Annotated in this window: 26 protein-coding genes; 7 read left to right on the top strand and 19 right to left on the bottom strand. The window is 36.5% G+C overall.

The features are described from left to right. Position 1: 1 nt before the first annotated feature. From D9782_RS07260 to D9782_RS07250, 3 genes are all read right to left on the bottom strand, one after another. The gene (locus tag D9782_RS07260; protein WP_121604401.1) at positions 2 to 904 is read right to left on the bottom strand and encodes a macrolide 2'-phosphotransferase; all 903 of its coding nucleotides are present in this window, start codon (positions 902 to 904) and stop codon (positions 2 to 4) included. 566 nt (positions 905 to 1470) lie between these two features. Next, positions 1471 to 1737 carry a hypothetical protein gene (locus D9782_RS07255; RefSeq protein ID WP_026679883.1) on the bottom strand — a complete coding sequence of 89 codons (267 nt, stop codon included), beginning with the start codon at positions 1735 to 1737 and terminating at the stop codon, positions 1471 to 1473. Positions 1738 to 1739: 2 nt separating this feature from the next. Continuing rightward, positions 1740 to 2072 (bottom strand): ArsR/SmtB family transcription factor, encoded by a 333-nt coding sequence (locus D9782_RS07250; protein ID WP_026679882.1) that lies wholly within the window; start codon positions 2070 to 2072, stop codon positions 1740 to 1742. Positions 2073 to 2606: 534 nt separating this feature from the next. Here D9782_RS07250 and D9782_RS07245 point away from each other — a divergent pair. Further along, positions 2607 to 3149 (top strand): hypothetical protein, encoded by a 543-nt coding sequence (locus D9782_RS07245; RefSeq protein WP_034678403.1) that lies wholly within the window; start codon positions 2607 to 2609, stop codon positions 3147 to 3149. A gap of 125 nt (positions 3150 to 3274) precedes the next feature. Here D9782_RS07245 and D9782_RS07240 read toward each other — a convergent pair whose 3' ends face one another. From D9782_RS07240 to D9782_RS07225, 4 genes are all read right to left on the bottom strand, one after another. Continuing rightward, positions 3275 to 3988 (bottom strand): undecaprenyl pyrophosphate synthase, encoded by a 714-nt coding sequence (locus D9782_RS07240; protein ID WP_034678401.1) that lies wholly within the window; start codon positions 3986 to 3988, stop codon positions 3275 to 3277. A gap of 50 nt (positions 3989 to 4038) precedes the next feature. Next, positions 4039 to 5499, bottom strand: coding sequence for a DUF4153 domain-containing protein (locus D9782_RS07235; RefSeq protein ID WP_121604400.1), 1461 nt, complete (start codon positions 5497 to 5499; stop codon positions 4039 to 4041). Between the two features lie 186 nt (positions 5500 to 5685). Then, positions 5686 to 6369: an HAAS signaling domain-containing protein gene (locus tag D9782_RS07230; protein ID WP_226983605.1), complete on the bottom strand. Its 684-nt coding sequence runs from the start codon at positions 6367 to 6369 to the stop codon at positions 5686 to 5688. After that, positions 6315 to 6647, bottom strand: a complete 333-nt coding sequence (locus D9782_RS07225) for a PadR family transcriptional regulator (RefSeq protein WP_026679878.1) — start codon at positions 6645 to 6647, stop codon at positions 6315 to 6317. Before D9782_RS07225 ends, D9782_RS07230 begins: the two co-directional genes overlap by 55 nt. Before the next feature lie 439 nt (positions 6648 to 7086). On the opposite strand from D9782_RS07225, the gene D9782_RS07220 reads away from it, so the two are divergent. From D9782_RS07220 to D9782_RS07210, 3 genes are all read left to right on the top strand, one after another. Further along, positions 7087 to 8661 carry a Vga family ABC-F type ribosomal protection protein gene (locus D9782_RS07220; protein ID WP_121605842.1) on the top strand — a complete coding sequence of 525 codons (1575 nt, stop codon included), beginning with the start codon at positions 7087 to 7089 and terminating at the stop codon, positions 8659 to 8661. Between the two features lie 100 nt (positions 8662 to 8761). Continuing rightward, positions 8762 to 9184 (top strand): MarR family winged helix-turn-helix transcriptional regulator, encoded by a 423-nt coding sequence (locus tag D9782_RS07215; protein ID WP_026679876.1) that lies wholly within the window; start codon positions 8762 to 8764, stop codon positions 9182 to 9184. A gap of 16 nt (positions 9185 to 9200) precedes the next feature. Then, a complete protein-coding gene (locus D9782_RS07210; protein ID WP_205601757.1) occupies positions 9201 to 9806 on the top strand; it encodes an alpha/beta hydrolase in 606 nt (201 codons plus the stop codon). 90 nt (positions 9807 to 9896) lie between these two features. Here D9782_RS07210 and D9782_RS07205 read toward each other — a convergent pair whose 3' ends face one another. The 5 genes from D9782_RS07205 to yfkAB all read right to left on the bottom strand — a co-directional run bounded on the left by D9782_RS07205 (position 9897) and on the right by yfkAB (position 14545). Next, on the bottom strand, positions 9897 to 10850 hold the full coding sequence (locus tag D9782_RS07205) for a calcium/sodium antiporter (RefSeq protein WP_026679874.1): 954 nt from the start codon (positions 10848 to 10850) through the stop codon (positions 9897 to 9899). Between the two features lie 133 nt (positions 10851 to 10983). Then, on the bottom strand, positions 10984 to 11832 hold the full coding sequence (locus D9782_RS07200) for a VOC family protein (protein ID WP_121605841.1): 849 nt from the start codon (positions 11830 to 11832) through the stop codon (positions 10984 to 10986). Positions 11833 to 12111: 279 nt separating this feature from the next. Continuing rightward, complete coding sequence (locus tag D9782_RS07195; RefSeq protein ID WP_121604397.1) at positions 12112 to 12327, bottom strand: hypothetical protein; 216 nt, start codon at positions 12325 to 12327, stop codon at positions 12112 to 12114. Positions 12328 to 12937: 610 nt separating this feature from the next. Then, positions 12938 to 13315, bottom strand: coding sequence for an NUDIX domain-containing protein (locus D9782_RS07190; protein ID WP_240455848.1), 378 nt, complete (start codon positions 13313 to 13315; stop codon positions 12938 to 12940). Between the two features lie 132 nt (positions 13316 to 13447). Beyond that, positions 13448 to 14545: a radical SAM/CxCxxxxC motif protein YfkAB gene (gene yfkAB, locus D9782_RS07185; RefSeq protein WP_121605840.1), complete on the bottom strand. Its 1098-nt coding sequence runs from the start codon at positions 14543 to 14545 to the stop codon at positions 13448 to 13450. Between the two features lie 199 nt (positions 14546 to 14744). Between yfkAB and D9782_RS07180 the strand changes: the two genes are divergently transcribed. Beyond that, complete coding sequence (locus tag D9782_RS07180; protein WP_121604396.1) at positions 14745 to 16349, top strand: catalase; 1605 nt, start codon at positions 14745 to 14747, stop codon at positions 16347 to 16349. Between the two features lie 213 nt (positions 16350 to 16562). On the opposite strand, the gene D9782_RS07175 is transcribed toward D9782_RS07180, so the two are convergent. Next, positions 16563 to 17282 carry an EcsC family protein gene (locus tag D9782_RS07175; protein WP_205389470.1) on the bottom strand — a complete coding sequence of 240 codons (720 nt, stop codon included), beginning with the start codon at positions 17280 to 17282 and terminating at the stop codon, positions 16563 to 16565. Positions 17283 to 17398: 116 nt separating this feature from the next. On the opposite strand from D9782_RS07175, the gene D9782_RS07170 reads away from it, so the two are divergent. Then, the gene (locus D9782_RS07170) at positions 17399 to 18055 is read left to right on the top strand and encodes a GntR family transcriptional regulator (RefSeq protein WP_026680323.1); all 657 of its coding nucleotides are present in this window, start codon (positions 17399 to 17401) and stop codon (positions 18053 to 18055) included. A gap of 562 nt (positions 18056 to 18617) precedes the next feature. Here D9782_RS07170 and brnQ read toward each other — a convergent pair. The 4 genes from brnQ to D9782_RS07150 all read right to left on the bottom strand — a co-directional run bounded on the left by brnQ (position 18618) and on the right by D9782_RS07150 (position 25078). Further along, positions 18618 to 19973: a branched-chain amino acid transport system II carrier protein gene (brnQ, locus tag D9782_RS07165; protein WP_026680318.1), complete on the bottom strand. Its 1356-nt coding sequence runs from the start codon at positions 19971 to 19973 to the stop codon at positions 18618 to 18620. Positions 19974 to 20489: 516 nt separating this feature from the next. Then, positions 20490 to 22229, bottom strand: coding sequence for an ABC transporter ATP-binding protein (locus D9782_RS07160; protein WP_121604394.1), 1740 nt, complete (start codon positions 22227 to 22229; stop codon positions 20490 to 20492). Positions 22230 to 22565: 336 nt separating this feature from the next. Next, positions 22566 to 24170: an ABC transporter permease gene (locus D9782_RS07155; protein WP_121604393.1), complete on the bottom strand. Its 1605-nt coding sequence runs from the start codon at positions 24168 to 24170 to the stop codon at positions 22566 to 22568. Beyond that, complete coding sequence (locus tag D9782_RS07150; RefSeq protein ID WP_026680315.1) at positions 24170 to 25078, bottom strand: ABC transporter ATP-binding protein; 909 nt, start codon at positions 25076 to 25078, stop codon at positions 24170 to 24172. Before D9782_RS07150 ends, D9782_RS07155 begins: the two co-directional genes overlap by 1 nt. A 154-nt stretch (positions 25079 to 25232) precedes the next feature. Between D9782_RS07150 and D9782_RS07145 the strand changes: the two genes are divergently transcribed. Next, positions 25233 to 25820, top strand: a complete 588-nt coding sequence (locus tag D9782_RS07145) for a TetR/AcrR family transcriptional regulator (protein WP_026680314.1) — start codon at positions 25233 to 25235, stop codon at positions 25818 to 25820. Between the two features lie 342 nt (positions 25821 to 26162). On the opposite strand, the gene D9782_RS07140 is transcribed toward D9782_RS07145, so the two are convergent. Beyond that, on the bottom strand, positions 26163 to 26762 hold the full coding sequence (locus D9782_RS07140; protein WP_026680313.1) for a TetR/AcrR family transcriptional regulator: 600 nt from the start codon (positions 26760 to 26762) through the stop codon (positions 26163 to 26165). Further along, positions 26759 to 26932 (bottom strand): hypothetical protein, encoded by a 174-nt coding sequence (locus tag D9782_RS22775; protein ID WP_162986349.1) that lies wholly within the window; start codon positions 26930 to 26932, stop codon positions 26759 to 26761. The genes D9782_RS07140 and D9782_RS22775 overlap by 4 nt, the downstream gene beginning before the upstream one ends. Positions 26933 to 26998: the final 66 nt, after the last annotated feature.

Raw genomic sequence — 26998 nt, 5'->3', positions numbered from 1 at the left:
ACTAGTTGTTTAACATCAACGCTTCTTGTGCCATGTTTTTATATTCATCTATTCCAGAGATTAATGCAAATTCGGCAATGGAAACCGGATAAGCTGCAGTAAGCTCAACAATATGTTCAAACATGGTTGGCCAAACATAACCTCCAGCTTCTTGATATGCAGCAATTAATTTTTTCACGGCATCCTCTCCAAATGATGCAAGATGCGCTACAAAATCATTAGCAGGATCATCTACTCTAGCTTCTGTCCAATCAATAATCCCAGTAACCTCCGCGTGCTTATTAATTAGTATATGGCCTGCATGTAAATCACCATGAATCATTGCTGTTTGTTCTGGCCACATCGCATCTGTTTCAAGCCAACTTTGCCAACGCTCCCATAATGAATCACTAATCGTAAATTCTGCCTGCACTTTATCCATACGGCTTTTCATGGATGCTCGTGATTCTGTTGGTGTATAAACGGTCACTCCTGCTTCCTTAGCAGATTGATGATTACTTTCATGTAGCTCTTTTATTACTTTTCCCAAGGTTATATGAAATTCAACTGGTACATTCTTGTCGTCAATTTCCCAAACATAACTTTTTGCTTCAGGGTCAATAGTCCCTGCCGGAATACCAGTTAATAGCTTATACGCAATCAAATCATCGGTGAAAATAGACCAATTTGGGATTTGAACAGTAAGATTCCTTTCAGCAATATCTAATATTCGCTTCTCCTGTCGGGCCCTTGGAATTACATCTTTACGCCTCGGCATCCGAAGCACCCATTGATCACCAAGCTGATCCTCCGCAAAGAAAACATGAAAATCTAATCCAGATTGATTCTCTTTTAGCGACTGTTCCACTAAATTCATATTATGTTTTTCCGCCAATTCCATAACTTGTTTTTTTGACAATGTCATGACAACCACTCCTCCCCATAGTTAGTGCCCCTTTTGTGATGGCTAATTATAACCAAATAAAAAACACAGACCACTGCCTGTGTACTGTATTATATAGATCACCCTTTATTTTTTCTAAACGAAAAAAGGGAGGTATACCCCCCTTTTTTACAGAACTATATGATTTCCTAAAAGGCAGACTATTCCCATTTACGCTACAGTACAAGCCAGCGTCCTTGAACTTATTCAGTTAATAGTTCAATCTTTTGGAAACGTAGTCTGTTTAAAATCATTAGGAAAACCTCCGTTCATTTTTAACTATTACTAGAATAGCACATATTTTCCAAATTGCAAGTTAATTTAACTATTTCATCGATACGTACCATGTGTTGGTTGAAACCTTCCTGACGATTGAAAAATGCTCCACATTATAATGTCCATACAACACTCGATCAGTGTTGCTTGAAGTCGGAGTCTTTTATTACGCTAGAAGAACTTCCCTGAAACATTTCACATAACCACTATCTTAAAACCTTTTTTGCTCGCCTTAGCGGCAAGTCTTTAAGTTATATTTGAGCTTCTCACTGCTACTCCACTTCTTTTAGCATTTTTTCCATGGAAGCAACCTTTTCTTTGATTTCTTTCATATCAGCAGTTAATTTTTCTTGATGCGTATTAGACGCTTTTTGTACTTCAATTGCTTCGGCAGCAAGTTTTTGATATACCTCTTCCTTTGAAGTTTTAATTCTTGTCTGCCACACTTTCGTAAGCGATACAAGTAATACAACCGCAAACCCAATAAGAAACACAACAAAAAGCATTCCTGCTAATTCATACATTGTTTCAGAATCCATTCCTATTTCCCTTCTTTCTTTTTAAATGTTATTGTTTTAGCTGCTTCTTTGATTAGTTCTGGAGTAATTCTAAAATCAAAAGAAGCGAGCTCATAATATTTCATTGCTTTTCCATCATGCGATAACTCCATTTCGTTCGTGACAATTCCAGCCTTTTCTAACTTCTGTAAATGCATATACAATAAAGGTCTGCTCATCTCTGCCTCTCTAGCCAATTGACTAACATACTTTCGCTCCTGATCTAAAATAGAAATAATTTTTAAGCGATGAGGATTAGCTAATGCCTCAAAAAAAGCAAGTAGCTGGTCTCCATTTAAATGATGCTTCTTATCCATTTCTCTCTAACACTCCTGGCTTCATTATCAATGCATTTACCATGGACACTTATTCTTCCCCATTGACAAACAAATAATTATCATGTGTAATAAATTTATTACATGTATTATAATTTGTCAACACATGTTTTGAAAATATACATCTCAAGTCGTATACCTAGATATTTCCTAAGCTACTTATAATTAATGAAGTAGTACCTTATGATTAAGTAGGAACAAAAACACAAGCGCTCAATTAGAAACGTAGCGACTGTGGAGCGAGTCAACGGAGATAAAGGAATCACGGTATGCTTACAAGCCGATGATAACTATCCTAGGGTGTCGTGAAGTCGCCTCGTTTCTGAGCACTGGAGCTGGACGGCTCAACACACCCATATTTTTCCACATGGCTAATTTTATAATTTCCTAGACTAGAACAAAATCTAAAAATTTTTTAGAATCTATTTAGGACTTTATTACGTATTAATTAATATAGTTGGACTTATCATTTAGAAATTTTAACTCATGAAGTATCGCTTAATGGGAGAGAGGGCTATGCAGAATAAAAAAGTTTATATACTGCTAACAGATACTGGGACAGTTTTTACGAGACTGATCCGGTTATATACTAGAAAACCATACAATCATGCTTCTATCTCGTTTGATCCTTCTTTGGAACGTGTTTATAGTTTCGGAAGAAAAACAGCTAAAAATCCTTTTATCGGTGGGTTTGTTCAAGAGGACGTAAAAAATGGACTATTTAAGCAGGCAACAGGTGTAGTTCTATCCTTTACTATTACGGAACAGCAATGGCAGCAAATGCGAGCATATATTCAACAGCTTGAAGAGGAAAAAGATAAGTATCGCTATAATTTCTTAGGGTTAATTGCCATTATTTTTAATATGCCATTTAACCGAAAAAATGCTTTCTTTTGCTCTCAGTTTGTTGCAAGTGTATTGAAAGAGAGTGACATCGTCGATTTTGATAAGCCTATATCCTTAGTAACACCACATGATTTACAGCAAGTTAATCATTTTCAAGCAATTTATCAAGGTAAATTGAAAGACTATAAGCTTCAAACCGTTCAGAATCTTTAAAGCAAGGATAAGGCTCAGAGATAGTCAATGCTATTTATGGAAACTAGAATATAACCTCCAAAATTATTTTATAATTTCCTAGATTATAAAAAAGCTCAAGGCTTGGCTAGACCAAGCTTGAGCTTTTAACTTAATAGTTCGCTATGTTTCGTCCATTGTTTACGTTGAAATTCTCGTATTGCAGCACATAGTTCCTGTTCATTAAAATCCGGAAAGTACACATCGGAAAAATAGAGCTCTGCCATAGAAGATTGCCATAATAGAAAATTACTAACTCTTTTTTCTCCACCAGTACGAATTACTAACTCTGGATCTGGCAGTTCACTTGTATACAAGTAATTTCGAAACAACTTTTCGTCTACTTGATTAATATCAATTTGTTCATTTCGAGCTTCATCAATGATCTTACGGATTGCTTGTAAAATGTCAGCTCTTCCTCCGTAATTAAAGGCAAAGTTAACAACGATTCCAGTATTATTCTTTGTTTCTTCGACAGCTTGAATAAGTGACTGTTTTGTCCGCTTTGGCAATTCATCGATATTTCCTGACAAGCGAATCATTATATTTCTCTTCTGAAACTCTGGAAGTTTTTGTTTAAAGAATTTAACAGGTAGCTGCATCAAATAATTAACTTCATCTTTTGGGCGTGACCAATTTTCCGATGAGAAAGCATATAATGTTAAGACTTTTATATTTAATTCTATACTAGCATCGATAATATGCTCCATAGCTTGTGCTCCAGCATAATGTCCTTCACTTCTCGTTAACCCTCGTTGTTTTCCCCATCTGCCGTTACCATCCATCATAATAGCAACGTGTGTAGGAATGTATGCGTTCATAAAGATCCCCCTTGCATTAAACTCCCTATTGAAAAACCAGGGATCGTTTTTTAATCTACATATAAATTATCTAATTTGTCTTCTATCTTCTGTCTAGTAAAATTAAAGGATTGCCACGACTTTTCTGTATTCCGCTGCACCTGGTTGATTCGTCCTATTAATAACTCCTCTAATCCATGATAGTTAGGTTCCTTTGTATATAGTTGTAGCAAGCCATTCCATCCACTATATGAAAGTGTGTTCAAATAATAGATATCTATCTTTCCAGTCTCTTCATATCTTTCTAAGTTCTTATCTGTCACAAGCTTTTCTATATTGATCACATTCATCCCTGTATAAAAGATCATTCCTGCTATAAGATAAAAATGCAAAAGTGATAGTCTTGTTAACCATACACGTATTAATGTATATGCAAATATTACCATAAGGAAGATCATGAATCCATGCGCTAATACTCGATCTAACGTATAACCATATGCTTCTTCATACATACTGAGCCTTTGATATGCAGAAATAAGCATAATCGAAGTCAAACCTATCAGCAAAGTGTAAAGAATTTTTAACATACGGTTAAGCTTGACACTAGTATTTTGTACGAAGCGCATAAAGCTAATTAGTATCGACCAATTAATTAATGTTACAATGATTAATTCAAAAAAACCTTTCCTTGCATATTCAGCAAAAGTGTAACCGGAATGAAGGCTTTCACCAAAAAAATACGAAAACTGAATGCACACGAACAGTAAATACACAGAAAGCAGCATGAGAAGAATCGTAACTGCTGTCAGCCCGTTCCAATTTTTTTCTTGTGGGCCTGTTATCCCTTCACGAGTAGAGGGCTTTTTTGGCAAAACACGAAACAAACCGAAGAAAAAGAATGCTACTAATAGCACAATAGCTATACGCCAAAATTCCTTTAAAAGATTCATTTGCATTATAAAATTGGGTACACGCAGCACTAATTCTTGAAACACCTTATCGGCAGACATTAGTAAGGTTATAACAATGAGTAACAATGGGATACCAATTCCTAGTCCAATCAGTATGGGTTTTATAGGTATTACCATATCCTTATTATTGTATTTAAAAACCCGTTTAAATAATTCGTCACAAGCATTTAAACTATAACGTACGGACTGGCTACACTTTTCTTTCAATATTGTTACAAATTCAATACTAACCCAAGCGTATTGGTCTGGTGTTGTAATTAAGACAAGATGACAATATATAAGTAACGGAATAACAACTAAGTTTATTTCATAAAACAGAATCGAGTCCAAATATAAATAACTTCCTGCTAATAGCCAAATAACAACCATCAGCAGCATACCAATTCTTCGATGATAAAATGCAAATTGAAAATGCAGAAATATTACCATATATAATGCCACAATAAATACGATATAGGAGATACCTATCTTACCATGAAAAAAACAAACTTCTGCAACTATCCCTAATCCCAAAGATACTAATAATAACCACACACCTCGCAAATTTATTTGGTTTACCATCTAATCCCTCCAAACATTGTTATTTTATATATAGAATAACTATGTATATAGAATAACTATGTATATAACTAAAAATTTTTATCTGAAATTAATGTGTAAGCAGCGCGATCAAGTTGCTGTTATTATCACGCTACTTTTAGTAAAACAATCACTACGCTGTATCGTATGATTAAGGCTAAGCACTTATTATACAGATAATTTACGTCCCCAACGAAAACCAACCAAACACACGGGATATAAAACTACTGTAAAACCTATACAAAGCATGATAAAGGGCACATTTAACAAGGGCTGAAACCACTCATAGGGAATAAGTTTAAAAAGGGTTAAATACATAAGCAGTAAATTTGGTACAACAGAGACGATAAACGTTTTATGTAATAGCCTTCTACCACCATCACCAAACTCCTTACCAATTTCATAGCCTAATAGTCCCCAAAATAATGTATAAACAATCATTATAATAAAAGTAGTCTCTGTTAGTCCATGCCATAATTGCTCCACCCAATGCCAAGAGAAAACATTATAAATTATTGTTAGAATTACTCCGCCAAGAAACATAGCAATATTTAAACCAACGAATAACCATTGTGTTTTTTTAGGAGTAATCGCTGCTTCCTGTCTCCACAAAAGTGCTATTTCTTGAGGGGAACCAAGTCTTTCAATTAATTTCGAATAGTTATCTACAGATTCAGCACCTTCTTCCTTCATCCATTCATGAACATGTAATTCATATTCTGCTAAAATATTAACTTTATCTGGATGATCACCTATTGCTTGTTCTAGTTCTTGAAGGAAGTATTGACTTGCTGTCTTCATGATTCCTTTCTCCGGATTAAATTGTTCATCACCTGTACATAGCGATGCCATTCATTTGTTTTCTCTTCCAGCATTGCTTTCCCTTGCTCTGTTATGCAATAATATTTCCTTGCTGGTCCCTTTTCTTGCTCTTGCCAATAAAAAGTAATATATCCCTGTTTTTCGAGTTTATGGAGCGCGGGATATAATGTTCCTTCTTTGATTTGCAAATGATGTTCACTACGCTGGTCCATTTCCTTAACTAGCTCATAGCCATACATATCGCGTTCATTTAAAAGCTGTAATACAAGTAAGGAAGTACTTCCTTTTACTAACTCTCGGTTAAACATTTTCTCACCTACCTAGAAATATTAGGTATATACACTATATAAAATACTTGCTCTTTTGTAAAGGGCTATCATAAATGTCTAACACCATATTTGAATTATTAGCCGATTGTATTATAGACAAAATAAAGGAAATTATATATAATTGCACTAATAAAATTGTAAAGGGTGACCTAATTACATGAAGTACTAATCCTATTCACTGAAAACATTCGAGTAAGGGTAGTCTAATAACAGATTCAATCTGTTTATTTTGCTATGCCATTAACGAAGTTTCAGAATAGGATTGTGCTTGATGTGACTGGTTAAAAAAACGCTGTCTAATGTATTTGATTATTCGCAGACAACCGTGTAAGTTAGCCAATACACATTTGCCTCCTATTCTGAAATGAGTGGGAGGCATTTTTTGTCTCTACTTTTAAAGGAATTGGAGATGAAATGTATGAAGTTATTGGAAGCTCAAAAATTAAAAGTATTTATACAGGATCGGAAATTAATTGATGTAGAAACACTTCGTATCCATAAGCACCATCGAATAGGTCTTGTCGGAAAAAATGGAAGCGGAAAAACAACCTTGCTCCAACTACTGGCAGGTGAAGAAACGCCTGAAGAAGGTGAGGTAATCTCACAAGGAACACGTGAATTACTTCCCCAATTGAAACGAACAACTACGACCAAAAGTGGTGGTGAAGTTACACAAGAATATATAAACCATTCTTTGGCAAAAAAATCAGATATCTTATTTGCGGATGAGCCGACTACGAATTTGGATACATTTCATATTGAAAAGTTGGAAAAACAGCTACAAAAATGGCATGGTGCATTGATCATCGTTTCCCATGATCGAGAATTTTTAGATGCACTATGTACGACCATTTGGGAATTAGAAGACGGGAGATTGTCCGTATACAAAGGCAATTACTCAGATTATCGCGCACAAAAGAAGCTCGAAAGAAGACAGCAGGAGCAGGCTTATGATCAATATATCAAAAAGAAAACGCAATTGGAAGAAGCCCTAGAATTAAAAGAACAAAAAGCGCAACGAGCAACTAAAAAGCCAAAGCAGACAACTAACTCAGAAGCCAAAATAACAGGTGCCAAACCCTATTTTGCTAATAAACAAAAAAAATTACGGAAAACAGTCAAAGCCATAGAAACTAGGTTAGAGAAACTAGAAAAAGTGGATAAAGTGAAAGAACCTACTCCCATTAAAATGAATCTACCTAATGATATAAAGATAAATGGTAGGATAATCTTACGTGTTGAAGACCTAAAAGGAAAGGTGGGAAAACGCACTCTCTTTAATCAAGTTCGTTTTCACGTTAGAGGCGGAGATAAAATCGCCGTAATTGGTCCTAACGGAAGTGGGAAAACTACGCTCATTAAAAAAATGGTAAACGAAGGAGAACATGTTCATCATTCGCCATCAATGAAAATTGGTTATTTTAGTCAAAACCTAGATATACTTGATACAAATGAAACCATTATAAAGAATGTCAGTATTACATCGATTCAAGATGAGACCTTGATTCGGACTGTATTGGCAAGGCTCAACTTTTCTCAAGATGATGTGTATAAACGTGTGCAAGTACTTAGTGGGGGAGAACGTGTAAAGGTTGCTTTTGCTAAGTTATTTGTAAGTAATATAAACACCATTGTTTTAGATGAGCCAACCAATTTTTTAGATATCGAAGCAGTAGAAGCACTGGAAGAATTGCTAAAAAATTATCAGGGAACAGTACTATTCGTCTCCCATGATCGGCGTTTTATCCAAAGCATTGCCTCACGAATTATTGCTTTTAAAAGTGGTACAGTTGACATCTTTGAAGGTACCTATGACGAATTCAAAAACCATATACCAAAGACGGAAGAAAATGCAACAGAGCAAGAATTGATTGTATTAGAAACAAAAATTACAGAAATACTAAGTAAACTTAGTATAGAACCTTCAGAGGAACTAGATGAAGAATTCCAAAGACTTTTAGCACGAAAAAGAGAGTTGATAAGAAATAAATGACGATTGTTACACACATGAATAAGTTGACAGACTCTAACGAATGATTTACATTTAATTAATAATAAATTAATTAAATATAAATGTCTAAGGTGGTTAAATATTGAGTGAAAATCTATCATTAAAATCATTTGTTGTATTAATGAAGTCTTCAAAAGCCGTTCAGGAGCGAATAAAAAAGGATATCAGCAGTTATGGTATGCGAACTTCTGAATTTACTATATTAGAAACGCTATACCATAAAGGAAATCAAACGATTCGAGAAATATCGGAAGGAGTATTAATTAGTACGGGCTCTATCACATACGTGATTGATAAGCTAGAAAAGAAAGGTCTACTTGAAAGGCAACATTGCCATGAAGATCGGCGCGTTGTTTATATTCATATTACGCATGCTGGGAAGGAATTAATGGATGAAATATTCCCAAAGCATCAAAAGGTTATTGAAGAATTGTTTATCGGAATTAACGATGAGCAAAAGAAATCGTTAATTGATGTTCTTAAACAAGTTGGACGTCGCGCATAATCCAGGAAGGAGATTCATCATGAAGCATATCTTTCAAAAAGGAACAGATCAAACAAAACCAACGCTTTTATTATTACATGGTACAGGCGGAACGGAGCAGGATCTTATTCCATTGGCAAGTAAAATTGATCCAGAAGCGAATATCCTCAGTGTACGCGGTAATATTCTTGAAAATGGAATGCCACGCTATTTCAAACGATTAGCAGAAGGAGTATTCGATGAAGCAGATTTAATTTTCCGTACAAAAGAACTAAATGAATTTTTAGATGAGGCTGCAGAAAACTATCAGTTTGATCGTCATCATATCATTGCTGTTGGATATTCCAATGGCGCTAATATTGCTACAAGTTTACTTTTTCATTATAAAAATCCCTTAAAAGGTGCTATTCTTCATCACCCGATGGTACCTCGAAGAGGAATTTCATTACCAAATCTTTCTGGGATCAATGTATTTATTGCAGCAGGTACGAATGATCCAATATGTCCTGCTGAAGAATCTGAAGAACTGAGGCAATTATTAGAAAATGCAGGAGCAAATGTAAAATTACATTGGGAAAATCAAGGTCATCAGTTAACGTTAAGTGAGGTAGAGGCTGCGAGAAATTGGTACCAACAGTTATAAAATAGGAGCACTAACGTATAATTGAACTGCACCCTATTGTAAGATCTGTCTAACAACGGAGGTGCAGTTCATCTTATGCTTATTTTTTTGTTAATTCCGAATAATAATGTAAGCTACATATAGCACATAACCAGCTACAAGAAATACTCCCTCTGTCTTCCCTATTCGATAATTTGTCCTCGAAAAAATTAGCAGCAAAACCGTTAAACCAATCATCATGATAATGTCTATAATAACTTTACCATTAACAGCTAGTGGCGTAATCACAGATGATGTTCCAAGTACAAATAAGATATTAAAGATATTGCTTCCAACGATATTTCCTAATGCAATTTCACTTTCCTTTTTCAAAGCAGCTGTAATGGAGGTCACTAGCTCTGGAAGGGAAGTTCCAACTGCAATGATTGTTAAACCAACTAGAGCTTCACTCATTCCCAGTGAATAAGCGATTTCCTTCCCGTTATTAACTACCATTTGTCCACCAATAACAATACCAGCTAATCCCAGTACTGTAATTAAAATGTTCTTCCCCCATTTTGTTTGTTTTGCTGATTTGTCTTGCGCTGTATTTTCTCTACTCTTTAATGCGACCTCAATCACATAATACATAAAAACAGAAAGGAATAGTAAAAAGATTAGTCCATCACTTCGAGAGATATAGTTTATCTCAAACCCTTGTAAAACCGTATCGCTAATTAAAATTAATAGTGCTACACTGGCCAATAATGTAAATGGAATTTCCTTACGAATCGTCTCATTTTCTACTTTGATTGGGAACAAAATCGTCGCAATCCCAACGACAAGTGTTAAATTAAAAATATTACTCCCAATAACGTTCCCCATTGAAACATCTGCAGTACCTTGTAAAGCCGCAACAATACTCACCGTTGCTTCAGGTGAGCTAGTACCAAATGCCACGATTGTTAAACCTATTAAGATTGGTGGAATGCGAAGCAATCTAGCAATATTCGATGAACCATCCACAAATAAATCTGCACCTTTAATTAACAAAACGAAACCAATAATCAAAAATAAATATGCCATGTGACCTTCCTCTTCTACAAAAAGTTATCAGTTGTACTACGGTTTAATGTATCAAAAAGTCACAAAAACATGTAGACATATTTAAATTTCTTTAGAAATTCTTCAAAGAAAGAGCTAGGAAATGATAGCTTTTTTATTTCCGTAAATGAATGAGATTCTTTGAAGGGTCTTCCACTGAGTATCCATTATTCTCTTCCTTTATTTTAACCTCACTAGCCTTTAAGCGGTCGATTGCATCATCTAATGTTTGCTTATCTGGGTAAACAAGTGTAAATAATTTTAGACCCACACTATTATTTTCCGGTGCCGGTGCTCCCTCACCATTCCATATATTAAGTCCAATATGATGATGATAATTCGCTGTAGATATAAATAATGCACCAGGATAGTTGGAAACGACGTTAAATCCAAGACCTTCTACATAAAATTGTTTGGCTTCTTCTAAGTGTGCGACATGCAAGTGAATATGACCCATAACCGTTTTATTTGGTAAATACATCCATGGTGATTTCAATTCAGCTAGAAGCCCCTCACCTTCTAACGGTTCTGTTGCCATGGTCACTTGATTATTTATCCACTCCCACGCTGACGATAGTCGATCAGAATAGACCTCAATACCATTACCATCTGGATCTGATAAATATAATGCTTCACTAACAAGGTGATCAGATGCCCCTAACTGGACATTTTGTTGCAAACAGTGCATTAAAAAAGAAGCAAGATCAGCACGTGTTGGTAATAATAATGCAAAATGGTACAAACCCGTTGTTTTCACCTGCTTAGATAATACTTTTTCTGGCTCCTCTAAGGTGAGTAATGATGTTTTGCCATCCGCTGTTAAGACCACCTTCCGCTCATTCCTTTCAAGGATATGGAATCCAATGATGTTCTGATAAAAATCAAGTGAGTTGTTCAGATTCGTAACATGGATGGATACGTCGCCTACATATGTTGCACGATTGCTAAAGAATGTTCTTTCCATAACCATTGTCCTCTCTTCTTTTATATAATTACATTTTGAAATACAGTTACTTTATGTAAGTTTATAATCTATTTTCTTAACTGTCAATTTATTAATCTATACAAATGAATTAATAAATACCTATAAATTCACGTCTTATACTACAACCTTTATTACAATCAATGATAAGCACAATTTGATCATGACGTTTTAACTAAAAAACCTGAATAAGAAAAACTGAGCAAAATTCGCTCAGTCCTTATCACTAAATGCTCAGATTTACGCTCCCTCTAGTAGCTATTATGGAATAATAGCTACTGCTTGCTTGACCACCACTCCGGCTGCCCACTTCTCTTTCCGTGGGGTTTGTCCTTCAGCTAACTTTTTTAGCAAAACCCGCTCAAAAAAGTGGATCTTCAGGTCAAACATTTCCCACAGGAGTTGAAGTAGCCGGCCTTCGCTATTATCAGGCTCTACAACGCTAGCATGAAGTAACACAGCTGCTTTTATACTCACGGATAACGATTTTCACTTTACCCATTGTAAAAAAAGTCAACCTATTACTTATGACAAGAATTGTTGCACCTTCTCATAGCGGAGACTAATTACGTAGACTCCTGCGGGATTAGCGCGAGCCGAAAATCCACTTTGCAACGTGTTCTTCTTTGCAAAGTTAGTTGAAGCCGTGCCCGCGGAAAGCGAAGTAATTAGTCGGAGCATTGCCAATATACATCAAACATTTCAAAATAACTACTTGGCTTAACGCAGTCATTGCACTGATTTTATACTTTCTTAACTTTGAACAAAAGCGCAAGCGCTCCTATTTATCCATAGGCACAAATTTTATAATTTCCTAGACTAAGAAAAAAACGCTCCGATTTATAGAAGCGTACACATGTAAAACAATCTATATTCTTTTATACTAACTAAAGATAAAGGGAAGCTTCCATCCGTAGGGGTTGTGTTTATCCCACGGATGGTTAGTACCACAAGGGTATGACCTAAAGGCCATTGAACCAATCGGACATTTACTGGCAGTCATCCCACACTTAACCTTATAACGATACATAAAACTAGTTGTCAACACTTTCTTGGCTCCCTTAAGCTCCTAGGAAATACTAAGCTTTTACTTCACCATTAATTCATCAAAGAAGTGATGGAGCGTTGGAACGATTGCTTTCTGCCTAACCATTCGCCGATATGTTTCTTCATCTACCCATTTAGCATCTATTACTTCTTCCGGTTGAAAAGTTAACTGTTCAATAGATACATTGCTATGAAACAGCCAATTGTCCAAATGATCTACCTGTCTAACTTCTCTACGAAGTAATTTTGCTGCTTTATCGTCTAATTGTAAGCCTAGTTCCTCAGCTACCTCTCGATATGCCCCCTGTAAGCTGTTTTCCCCTGCAATCACAGAACCACCTGTGCACTCCCAATAACCCCCATATGGCTTGTTAGGGTGTCGCTTTGATAATAAAAGCCCCCCACTATCATTTTGAATTCATACATGAACAACTAGATGATAACGATCCTTTGGCATCGGCACTCCCCGTATATGCTTTTCATCCAACTTATTTCTATTCCTATCATACAGATCCCACACTTCCATCCTCTAGTCCCCCTCATATGTTAATTACAGTTTAATAGTGGCTTTTCTTTGTTGAAAGTCTACATCTTGATAATATGTATTTTTCACAAGAATATTTGGACCAAGACATTTAACAGCAGGACAATGACAATTTAACGATTTTGCTGTGTCTGAAGCCATCCAACGATCGTAAGCTTCAAGTAACGAAGTGGTTTGTATATTCCCTAGTTTTGGCTCATCTCCAAAATCAGTCACAATCACATCACCCGAAAAAATATTTACATTCAAACGAGAACGACCATCAGGATCATTTCGCACCGATACATTCTTTTCCTTAAATAAACGCTTCTGTAAATTCAAATCCGCTTGGGACGTGCTACATGGATAAAAAGGCAAGGTACCAAATAACATCCATGTATCAGGATCACGGTGGTCTAATAACCGTTCGATACCCTTCCGCATTTCTTCTAAGGATAACGTTTCTAAATTACTTGCAAAGTCTACGGGATACATCGGGTGTATCTCATGTCGTGCACAACCCATTTCAAGCACATGGTCATGAATTTTTTCTAAGTAAGGATATGTCCGACCATTTAGCATCGTTTCTGCAGATACCATGACACCTGCTTGTGATAATTTCTGAGCATTTTCAACCATTCGTTCGAAATATTTCTTACGATTTTCCTCTGATGGCTTTCTCTCCATTCTTGCAAATCCAGTCTCCGCAAATTCTTCAGCAGTACCCCAGTTATGTGAAATATGTAAGACATCTAAATAAGGAATGATTTCTTCATAGCGACTAAAAGGCAAGGTCAGATTCGAATTAATTTGTGTTTTCACACCACGATAATGAGCATATTTAAGCAATGGAACTACATAATCACGAACAGATTTTTTCGACATCATCGGCTCTCCACCAGTAATACTTAGTGTACGAAGGTGAGGAATTTCATCTAGTCGCTGTTCAATCAATTCCATTGGTAGTGCATCCGGGTCCTTCCCTTGTAGTGTATAGCCTACTGCACAGTGGGCACAGCGCATATTACAAAGCGTTGTTGTTGTAAATTCAATGTTAGACAATGTTATTCCCCCATGCTGTTCCACGTCCATATATGCTTCCCATGGGTCATATGCTGGAGACATTGTTTTACTCGCTTCTGTTAGTTTCACAAAAAAAATCCTCTCTTTTTCAAAGACTCTTTTAATATTTTACCATGTAACTGTCTATCCCGTCTTTGTGGAAATTAAAGAATGATATTTAGATAAGTGGGCAAACTAAAAAATAGCAGAATTATGGAAATTCTAGTTTAGTTATATTTTAGAAAGGTGGAAAAGAAAACGGATGGAGCAAAAAAATACAAATAAAGCCAATAATATCGAAAATGAAGATACCTTAACAACGAGGCAGGGGCATCCTGTTACTAACAATCAAAACATACGAACAGTCGGAAATCGTGGACCAGCAACACTGGAAAACTATGATTTCATCGAAAAAATAAGTCACTTTGACCGTGAAAAAGTTCCCGAACGGATAGTTCATGCTCGTGGTGCTGGGGCACATGGCTATTTTGAGACATACGGCATGGCTGGTGATGAGCCTATATCCAAATATACAAGAGCCATGGTTTTTCAGGATAAAGGGAAGCAAACTCCTGTCTTTGTCAGATTTTCAACGGTTGTTCATGGTACACATTCTCCAGAAACAGTACGTGATCCACGTGGCTTTGCTGTAAAATTTTACACGGAGGACGGGAATTGGGACTTAGTCGGAAATAATATTAAGATCTTTTTCATTCGTGACGCAATGAAATTTCCAGATATGATTCATGCCTTTCGACCAGATCCTGTAACAAATATTCAAGATAGTGAACGCTTCTTCGACTTTTGTGCGAATTCCCCTGAAAGCTTCCATATGGTAACCTTTATTTACTCACCTTGGGGCATTCCGGCAAATTACCGAATGATGCAAGGCTCTGGGGTAAACACATATAAATGGGTTAACAAAGAGGGCGAAGCGGTATTAGTTAAGTACCATTGGGAACCAAAACAGGGAATTAAAAACTTAACACAGCAAGAAGCAAATGAGATTCAATCTACCAATTTCAATCACGCTACACAAGACTTATACGATGCTATTGAAAAAGGAGATTATCCTGAGTGGGAACTATTCGTCCAGATTATGACCGATGATGAACACCCCGAGCTAGATTTCGATCCACTTGATGATACAAAACTATGGCCGGAGGACAAGTTTCCATGGTTACCAGTTGGAAAAATGGTATTGAATAAAAATCCAGAAAACTACTTTACAGAAGTTGAACAAGCTGCCTTCGGTACCGGGGTTCTTGTCGATGGACTTGATTTCTCAGATGATAAAATGCTGCAAGGTAGAACGTTCTCCTATTCTGATACACAGCGCTATCGTGTAGGGGCAAACTATTTACAGGTTCCTATTAATGCAACAAAAAAGCGTGTTGCTACAAACCAAGAGGGTGGACAATTACGTCAGCAAAATGACAAAGCACCTGGTCAAAATCCACATGTTAATTACGAGCCTTCGGTACTAGGTGGATTAAAGGAAGCTGAACAAACGGGAAAAGAATACACCCCTGAGATAAAAGGAAAGCTTGTTCGTGAATCCATCGACAGAAATGACAATACAAAGCAAGCAGGCGAGACATTCCGTAGCTTCAAAGACTGGGAAAAGGATGATTTAATTTCTAATTTAGTGAATGATCTTTCTATGTGTGATCAACGTATTCAAGATAAAATGGTCGCATTGGCTGAGGATGCAGATGAAGAATATGGCCTCCGTTTACGTGAAGGTCTGGAAAAGGCCAAAACCATGATGAATGATGGAACAAGTAAAAATCCGTTAGGTAATAAAGATGCAGAAAAAGCACCAGATCAAGCAATCGAAAAAGGACATGAAGCAGATCCATATTAATTGCTAGAGGGCATAACTAAACGAAGTGCTTTTCATAAGTTAATGCCGAGAGTAAATATCAAATAAGCCTGTTATTTTTTATCGCAATCAAAAGTATGGAACGCTTTCCACAAACCAAATTAACACGGTTAACCACGCTTAGTAACGTGGACCTTCGGGCTCTTGCTGTTTTTGCAGGGGTCCCCCTATTTTTCTCTACCCTCCCCTTTACTTTTACTCTTCTGGTACAGCTAATAGTCGCAGACGATACGCATTCATAGCCGTCTCCCCGAGATGATCAAGTAAATTATAATTGGCATAAGCACCGATAATAGCGCCAAAGCCAGGTACGAGTTGTAATAATTTGACCAAGTCTATATAATCACGATACTCCTGTTGAAATGCTCGCCAATCCATATCCAGTAAATGTTGCTTTTCATGTTCCCAATTTTCAATAACATACATCGTTTTCTTTCTTTCTTTTTCATTGGAGAAAGCTAATTGGAATATGTGTAAAAGAAATAATCGTTCTTCATAAGCCTTTGTATCGAAGCCATATATGGTTGCAGCCTCAAATAAGAATTTCATTTTTATAGACAGTAGTAAAGGAAAATCCGCAAAACCAAGAAAAATACCACCAGCACCAGTACCTGCACCTTCTACTGTTGCTGTTTTGCGATAGGTGGATAACTTTTCTTTTACAAGCTGATCTTGCTGATATAAATTCATTTCTTGCATTTCTGGTTTTTTCGTAGTTACATGTGAGCCTACTAATGTAGCCTTAACCATATTTTTAATACTTTCAGTAATTATCCGATGCGCCTTTTCAGGTATCCAGTTATTTATTTTCATCTGTGCTTTCTTAGAAAGCTGATTAAATAAGTTAGGTTTAGCATACATTTTCCTTCGCCAAGCTTCTAGCTCCTGAGAAACTATATCTTCATAGTTAATCAAAATAAATCCCTCCACAACGTTTAAAAATCTTAGTGATATATTGCATATTTCCATAATTAATAATTTATTGTATACTGTTTAGTATACTAAAAATAATTGTAGAGGGGGAGCAGATAATGCCAATACCTTCAGATCATTCCAGGCCAGTAAGGCAATCCGCAAAGGAAAGTGCTTTTAATCAGATTCAACAGTGGATTATTGATGGTACATTACAACCTGGAGAAAAACTTAATGATTCTGAACTTGCTAAAGCATTAGGCGTGAGTAGGACTCCGGTTAGAGAGTCTCTACAACTTTTAGAAGTACAGGGATTTGTAAAGATGTTTCCTGGAAAAGCAACGCAAGTAACAGAAGTGGAAAAAGAATCTATGAATGATTTACTTCCACCATTAGCTGTACTACAGGCCTTGTCAGCTGAATTAGCTATTGATAATTTAACGGATGATATAACAGCTGTATTGGAAGAAATTAATGACCGATTTACGAAAGCTATTCGCTCAGAGAATTATTATGCCGCTTTAAAAATTGACGAAGAATTTCATCAAGTTATCGTTGATGCTGCAAATAATCCCTATATCCACAACATTATTGCTAACTTACAAGCCCATGTAAGACGCTTATTCTTCCATAACTCCATCATTTTAACTGAACAATCCATAGAAGAACATAGCCAGATTATTAACCTTATGAAAGAAGGAAATAATGAGGCTCTTGCTCCAATTATGAAAGAAAATTGGTTACGTACGATACAAGAATTTCAAGCACTAAAATAATGTGAAACTTCAATCCGTGGGCATTTTATTATCTCCCACGGATTGTTAGTACCACGAGGGTATGATATAAAGACCTTTAAACCAATTGGACATTTACTGGAAGTTGATCCCCCACTTCCCAATATTGATTTCACTTTATTGCTTGAAGTGAGGGGATTACTGCCGGTTATATGAGGAATAAATTATTGAAAAGGGGCTGGGACTAAACACAACTTCTTTACTCAAAATACGAATAATCACGTTTATTAATAGGAGTATCACCCCCGCATCATGAACATACACTGGCTTTCCGCGAGCACGGACTAAGCTCACTTGGTAAAGGAAAACACGTTACCAAGTGGATTCGGGCTCGTGCTGTGGATAAGGAGGACTTTGGCAGCGATACATAGCACGCAGATAAAGCGCTCTTCTTTTTCAAGGAGTCTCACATATTTCAGATGCTATATTAATTATCCTAATCAAAAAACGAAAGGATAATTATTTTAAATTAATTATCCTTTCGTTCTTTATTGTTTCTTCATTACATTTGTCTCCGTCTCTTAATCATACTTTATTTTTTCGATTATGCCTGAACAGTAGATGCTTTTTGCAATCGAAGAACAATGCCTGTAATAATTAGGACTATACATGCTGGGATTAGCCAGCCAAGACCTTCATTATATAACGGCAAAACTGTTTCGTAGAACGAAACAATGGGAATCATCCAGTTAAAGTAAGGAATACCTAATGATTCACAGAGCGATTTTAGTCCATCAATGCTACTGATTAAAAATGTTACTGCAATTACCGAAATGTAGACAGATCTTCCATGGTAAAACAAAGGTGACAAGAATGCTAATAACATTAAGACGATCGCTAATGGATATAGGAACATCAGTACAGGTATGGAATAAGTAATAATATTAGTAAGACCAAAATTAGCTATTACAAAAGTTATCACTGCAAAGAATACAACAAACTTTTTATAGCTTATCCTTGGAAATAATGAATGAAAATATTCTGAACAAGCAGTTGTTAACCCAATGCTTGTCGTTAAACAAGCTAATGTAATAACAAGCGCTAATAGAATCAATCCAAATGTTCCAAAATAATGTGTTGATGCACTACTCAATACAGGTCCACCATTATCAAATATTCCGTATATCTCTGTACTTGTAGCTCCTAAATAAGCAATTCCAACATATATCGCTCCTAATAAAACAATAGCAACAGAACCAGACCTGGCCGTAGCTCTCAATATTTCTCGTTTAGATGTAATTCCCAATGAACGAATAGCCTTAATCACGATAATTCCAAACACCAAGGAAGCAAGTGCATCCATTGTATTATAGCCCTCCAAAAATCCATTCAAAAAGGCACCATCTGCATATGCCTCCTGAGGAGTTTGTAAAGAACCCATTGGTTTGAAAATAACCATAGCAAGTAAAATCACAAGTAGTACCACAATGCCTGGCGCTAAAATCTTACCAACATAATCGACGATTTTTGCAGGATAAAGCGAAAAAAATAGGGTTATTGCAAAGAAAACGAGTGTAAAAATCATTAAACCACCTTGCTGGAATCCCTCGCTGATAAATGGTGAAATGCCAACATCAAATGCTACCGTTCCAGTTCTTGGTGCTGCAAAAAATGGTCCTATCGTTAGATATAATAGTGCGGTAAACATAACACCATAGATAGGATGAATTCTACCGGCCAAATCCTGAAGATTTTTGCTACCAGAAAAGCTCATAGCTAATATACCTAATAATGGTAAACCTACTCCAGTTATTAAAAACCCGATGACCGCTTGCCAAACATTAGCTCCAGCAAGTTGTCCAAGCTGAGCAGGAAATATTAAATTACCAGCTCCAAAGAATAATGCAAATAACATTACACCTATGGCGGCATAGTTTGAAAATGATAATTTTTCCCTCATATATATGTCCTCTCCTAGAAGCAAATTTTAATGTAAATGCCTTCCATCTATATGCAATATATCAATGGTGTTAATCATACTATTTTTTTCTCTAACATGCAATATATTACCTGGAATTTTTTCATAATTTAGATATATAATGTACTCAAAGATTGAAATTGCTTGACTACATCGTATTTTGTAATCTTCGCAGTAGTAGCGTTTAACTTTTCACCATACTCTCGCACTAGCATTTTTAAATCTATGCTGGTTCAGATAGCCAAAACATAGCAATCTTAGAACAAAAGAACAAACGCCGGATTAGAAGCGTAGCGACTGGAGCGAGTCAACCGAGATAAAGGAATCACGGTGAGTTTGCTTGTAGATGATGACTTAGATTAGGGCGATTCGTGAAGTCGCCTGTTTCTGGGCGCTGGATCTGGACGCGGCTTAGACACGCCCATATTTACCCACATGGGCTAATTTTCTAATTTCCTAGACTATAAAAAAAGAGAGCGATGTTTTCGCTCTCCACGCTTAACGATCAGCTAATTGCTGTTCGGCAAACTCTCTATATAAGGCATGTTGCTCCATAAGCTCCTGATGATTACCTATGCCAGTTATTTTTCCTTTTTCAATGAATACAATTTTATCTGCATCAACAATTGTTGATAAGCGATGGGCAATAACAAAAGTCGTACGTCCCTTCATTAATCGCGTTAAAGCCTGTTGAACAATTCTTTCAGATTGGCTATCAAGACTTGCAGTAGCCTCATCCATCATTAATATCTTTGGATCTCTTAAAAAGGCACGGGCAATATTAATTCGTTGCCTCTGTCCACCTGATAGTTTTATTCCTCGTTCTCCTACTTTTGTATCTAACTGCTCGGGAAAATCAGCAATAAACTGATCTGCGTAAGCCATCGCAGTAACCGCCCAGAGCTGTCCATCCGATATATCTGATGCATTACTTAGGCCATAGGTTAAATTTTCTCTAATCGTTCCAGCCATCATTGCACTTTCCTGTGAGACATATCCGATCTGGCTACGCCAAGCTTCTAAGGATAAGTCCTGAATCGATGTATTACCAATTATTATTTCTCCTTCAGATGGCTGATAAAATCGTTCCAATAGCCCAAATAAAGTTGTCTTTCCTCCTCCACTAGGACCCGCAAAAGCTATCATTTCTCCAGGCTTTGCGGTGAAAGATATATTCTCTAACACCTGCTCGTTGTCATCATAGGCAAAGGTAACATTGTTTACATGAATCGTTTCATGTGTAATCTGCTTGTCAATCCCATTTTGACCAGCTTCTACCGGTAGATCTAATATATCTATAATCCGTTCTGTCGCACCTTTTGCTTTTTGCAATTGAGTAAAGAACATAGCGAATGTCGTAATAGGCATTATAATTTGAAATAAATATAATAAAAACGCTACCAGCGACCCCGTTGACATCGTTCCATTTGCTACTCTTATCCCACCATAACCGATAATAATGACAACTACAGCCATAATAATTAAGTACATTAATGGACCAATTAGGGCAAATATTTTTGATTCTCTTAAGCCATATGAAAATAATTTGCCGATTCCCTGCACGCCTTTTTGTTCTTCAAAGGATTCAGCAGTAGACGACTTCATTAAGCGAATCTCACTTAGAGTTTGTTGGATATTTCCTGTAAACATTGCTGTTTCATCTTGTAGACTACGGGAAATCTTCGCCATTTTACTGCCCAAAGGCATCATAAGTAGGATGGTAATTGGAACAGCAATTAACATCATGAGTGTCATTTTCCAATCCATAATTAGTAGAATAGCAACTGCACCAATAATAGATATCAATCCACTAATAAATTGTGGAAAATGCTGTGAAATCAAATCTTTTACTATACCTGTATCATTAACAACGCGACTTACCGATTCTCCACTATTCGTCTTATCAAAATAGCTAACTGGCATCCGAATCAGCTTCATCCACATTTGTTCCCTTAGACGAGCAACAATTCGCTGTCCTACTGCTGCAAGTAAATACGTTGATATGCCATCAATGACTGCTTGTAAAATAAATACAAGCCCAATAGCCACAATCAATAGCATACTCATTGATTCGATAGAGAACCCATCCACTAGTTCTCTAGTTAGCAAAGGAATACTCAATCCGACAAGTGTAGTAATTATACTTCCGATTAAGCCTATTGTAAGTGCAAGTCTTGGAATATTCGTAGATATAATTAAAGATATAAATGGCTTTATCCCGTTTCGCTGTTTACCCATTACCTTGACCCCTATCATAAATACATTCCATATATTCTTTTATTATAAAGGAAACCAGGAATTAATACACCGTCCACCCACGAATAAAGTGAAACTTCTGCGTGCAATGTATCGCTACTTAGGCATTCCTTATCCGGCTGGAACAACACGAGTCCGAAGATCCCTTGGTAACGTATGTTTCTTTACTAAGTTAGCTGAGGCAATGGACGCGGAAAAAAGTATATGTTCATGTTTCTGCGATAATACTCCTATTGATACTTCGCTTTCCGTGGAGAAGGCTTCGGCAACGATACATCACACAACGTATCCACATTTTTTTTATCTTTCGGCTTTTAATTAACCCTCTATATCCCGTTTCTGATAGCCTATAAAACCAATGGTGGTGCATGCAAAAGCTATTACCGTCAATATGAAAATGGCCATTATATTCATGTCCTCTACTGGTATTTGTGGTACATGACCAAATGGGGAAAGATTGCTCATCCAATCGGGAAATTGCATTAAATTACCTAAATAAACTACAATAAACGAATAAATTAAGTAACCCCATATCCAACTACTCCCATTAGGGAACAGTCCAATAAGCAATACTGTAAAACCAATCATTACCCACATGGCAGGTAGATAGACCATTGCTGCACGATAAACAACTCCTAAATCGATTCCTCCATCAATGGAGGCTGTTGCTAAAGACCATAGTCCAATTGCCGCTAATGAAAGCATCCCAAATGAAACAAGCATCGCTATCACCCATGAACTACCTATTAAACGAGTACGCGAAATAGCCCGACTTAATAAATGCTCCGTGCGCCCCTTCTTCTCTTCCCCCATTAACTTTAGTATTGCCATTAACGTTGGAATGGTACTCATCATAGCAAGGACACTCATCAGCATGGTAATAAACTGTTCCGTAAGCGAAAATCCCTCCACTGGGGTTAACATTTGCTTCATCATTTCCACATCCTCAAAGAACGTATCTAAATCCCCCAGAACAGAACCATATGATGCTCCAATTACAAACATACCAATTGCCCATGCGATTAAGCCAGTACGTTGAAGTCGAAATATTAATCCGAATGGACTTTGTAAAAAGAAGGATGCACGCCTCTTTCCTGGTTTAGCAGGAAGAAAACCAGAGTCTAAGTCCCTTATCGCATTTAAATAAAGTGCCAATATACATAGTATAAACGATACACCAACTGTCAATAGAATGGGCCACCAATAATTATTAACATAAACCTGTGTACCTAAAATCCACCCTAACGGTGAGACCCATGATAATGCTTCACTACTAACGTCACCAATAGCACGTAGCATATAGGAAATTCCTAATACGAAAAAAGAAAAACCAATTACACCACGAGAGTTTTCGGACAGTTGTGCAAAAACTGCTGTTATGGCTGTGAAAAAGAAACCAGCTGCTCCTAAGCCAGCTCCATATAACAAAGACCCTGCTAAGTCCATACTTTCTATTCCCAATGATGCTAGACCAAAGCCAATAATAAGCGCTAGTAAAAAATTCGTCATAAAAACTACACTAAGTGTGGCAAGCAAATTAGATAACCGTCCAGTCGGAAGGGAACGGACCATCTCTATGCGGCCTTCTTCCTCATCTGCTCGAGTATGTCGTGCTACCAAAAGAATGCTCATAATTGCTACTGTTATCGCTGTAAATAAAAGCATCTGATGTGCCATCATAGCTCCAAATGTATAATCTTCTAACCCATATCCTTTTCCCACCATGGCTGTCATTGCTGGATTTAACATTGTTTCAGCTATTGCTTGACGATCTGCCTTTGTTGCGTATAGATCAGTAAAAGAAATGGCAATCATCAACGTTACAGTTACTAATGAAAGCATCCAGACAGAGATACGCAACCGATCACGACGGAGGAGAAAGCGTAACAGTCTTCCTGTATTTTTTGTGAATTGGCCAGCCATTACACCGCACCTCCTGCTCCTATATTCGATTTACCTTCATAATGTCTCATAAATAAATCTTCTAATGTCGGTGGAGCACTTTCTAATTTTACAATGCCAAATTGACTAATATAACGAATAACGGCATCCAACTCCTCCGTATCAACTTGAAAGGATATTTCACTCCCTTGCTCTTCAATGGCATGAACACCCTTTACTTCATCAAGGGAAGCAATGGACTGTTTGGTAGCAACTAACAAATTGGTACGTGTTAAATGGCGCATTTCACTTAGTGAGCCAGATTCTATAATTTCTCCTTGTCGAATAATACCAACACGATCACAAAGCCTTTCCACCTCAGATAAAATATGGCTAGAAAGCAGAACACTCTTCCCTGCATGCTTTTCTTCTAATATACAAGATTGAAATACCTGTTCCATTAATGGATCAAGCCCCGATGTCGGCTCATCTAAAATATATAAGTCTGCATCAGAAGAAAATGCGGCAACCAAAGCAACCTTTTGCCTATTCCCTTTTGAATACGTACGACATTTTTTAGTTGGGTCCAATTCAAACCGCTTAATTAGTTCTTCTCTACGATTTTTATTATTGCCACCGCGAAGTTTAACAAACAGATCAATAACCTCTCCACCCGTTAAGTTTGGCCACAAGTTCACATCACCTGGAACATAAGCAATTCGCTTATGGATTTCTACAGCCTCTGACCATGCATCCTTCCCAAAAATCTGTACGTTGCCTTTCGTTGCCTTTAATATTCCTAATAATATGCGAATCGTTGTTGACTTCCCAGCTCCATTCGGCCCAATAAATCCGTAGACTTCTCCTTCATTAACTTCTATATTTACACCATCTAGCGCCATAAACTTACCAAATTTCTTTGTTAAATTCGATGTTTTCAATACAGGCATTCTTCTTCCTCCCTTACCCTTTTCTCAAATTATGAAATATTTTAACTTATATATTTCATAATATATATTTAAAACCTCTTTTGCAATAACTTATGAAATATTTTTATTGTTTTATTACATATTTTTTATTAAACTTAAAATGAGGTGAGATTAGTTGGACGGTTTTAAACGAAGACGGGAGTTAAAAAAATCACATATTTTAGAGGCGGCCTTAAGTTTATTTATGGATTTCGGCGTACAAAAAGTCGCTATTAAGGAAATAGCTACAAAAGCAAATGTATCTCAGGTAACGATTTATAATTATTTTGGCAGCAAGGATAACCTTGTCCAAGAAGTAATTAAACATTATATAAATAAAGCATGGTGGGAATTTGAAGAATTATTTAACAGCGATTTACCTTTCCATGAAAAAATAAAGGGGATTATTTTTGCGAAAAAGGAAACAGCCCAGCATATACATTCTAATTTCTATGACGTCATTATGAAGGAATATGCAGCTGGAACTAGTTATGTTGAAGAGTTGTATCAAAAAAAGGCACTGCCTAAAATGATGGCTTTATTTGATGAAGGAAGGCGTGACGGATTTATCGATCCTAACCTATCAAATGAGTCACTTCTAATGTATTTACAAATATTTAAAGAAGCTATGCAGCGTGAGGATATCTATAAACAAATACTGCCGATGACCGAGGATATTGTAAAAATCTTGTTTTATGGAATTGTTGGAAAAGGGGAATCTTGATTTTTTTGAGATGCAGCCAGAGCTAAGGCAGCCCTGTGCACTAAATAGATTATACTCACATATAAAGTGAAACTTCAATCAGTGGGGGTTTTGTTTATCCCCCCAAATATTCACTTTATTACTTGAAGTGTGGGACTTACTGTCAGTTATATGCGGGAGAACTAGAAAGAAAAAGATGTTTGAAACGTATAGAATAAAAAGGATGGTCCGTCTACTCTTACGGAAAAAGTGACGGATCCTTTTCTAAATTTCAGTAATAATTCTTGAGAAACGTTTTTTGACAACCTGAAGGAAATCCATTCTTTCCTACTACCTCCAATAATATTCTTAAAAAGAGAAGGTTTACGAAGTCCCATACTGCAGCTTAAATCCCTCAACGAAATATGAAATTACTTTCATTATTTCATCCAACGAACCCTCGTGCTCTGGCATTTGAGCAATCCATAATGCAGATTCATTTAATGCACCTGATAAAGAGTGGGTCATCGCTTCCACTGAAACTGGCTTGAAGCAATTACTTCTTTGCATAAGGTCAAGTTGTTCATGTAACAATCGCATCGAGCTTTGTCTATCCATCGATCGCCAAACTTCCCAACCTACAACTGCCGGACCATCAATGAGTAATATTCGTTTATTTTGAAGTTCAACAGCAGCTGTTACAAATGCTTTACACCCTAATAATAGTTGCTCCCACAAATCATCACTTTTTCTAGCATCTCGTTCGATTTGATCAGCAACCTCTTTTTGTACTGTAATTAATACTGCTTCAAACAGACCTTGCTTATTTTTAAAGTGATGATATAAAGCACCACGAGTTAGATTTGCTTCCTTTGCAATTTCCTCTAAAGAAGCACCTTCATATCCATGCTTAGTAAAGTGTTTTCTCCCAACTTCGATCAAGTTGTGTATTGTGTTCATTGCTTCTTCTTTATTTCTTCTCATTCGTTATTTACTCCCATCCTTCTCCGTTCAATCTGTATTTTATCTTTCTCAACAAGCATGATAGCCTGTTGATCATTTTGTTTTCTTAATAAAACGTAATCCATGTTATAAAAACCACTTAAAATGAGCTTTATTTCTACCTTTTCTTCTTGAGCTTGAAGCCAATCCATACCATCTATTTTACTTTTGTTAAATCATTAATATTTGCCACAGACTTTCTAACATATAAAGAAGGA

The organism is Virgibacillus sp. Bac332 (assembly GCF_003667785.1).
GTDB classification, from domain to species: domain Bacteria; phylum Bacillota; class Bacilli; order Bacillales; family Amphibacillaceae; genus Virgibacillus; species Virgibacillus salarius.
The sequence above is the reverse complement of the archived record's forward strand: the minus strand, read 5'-3'. Positions and strand labels throughout refer to the sequence as shown.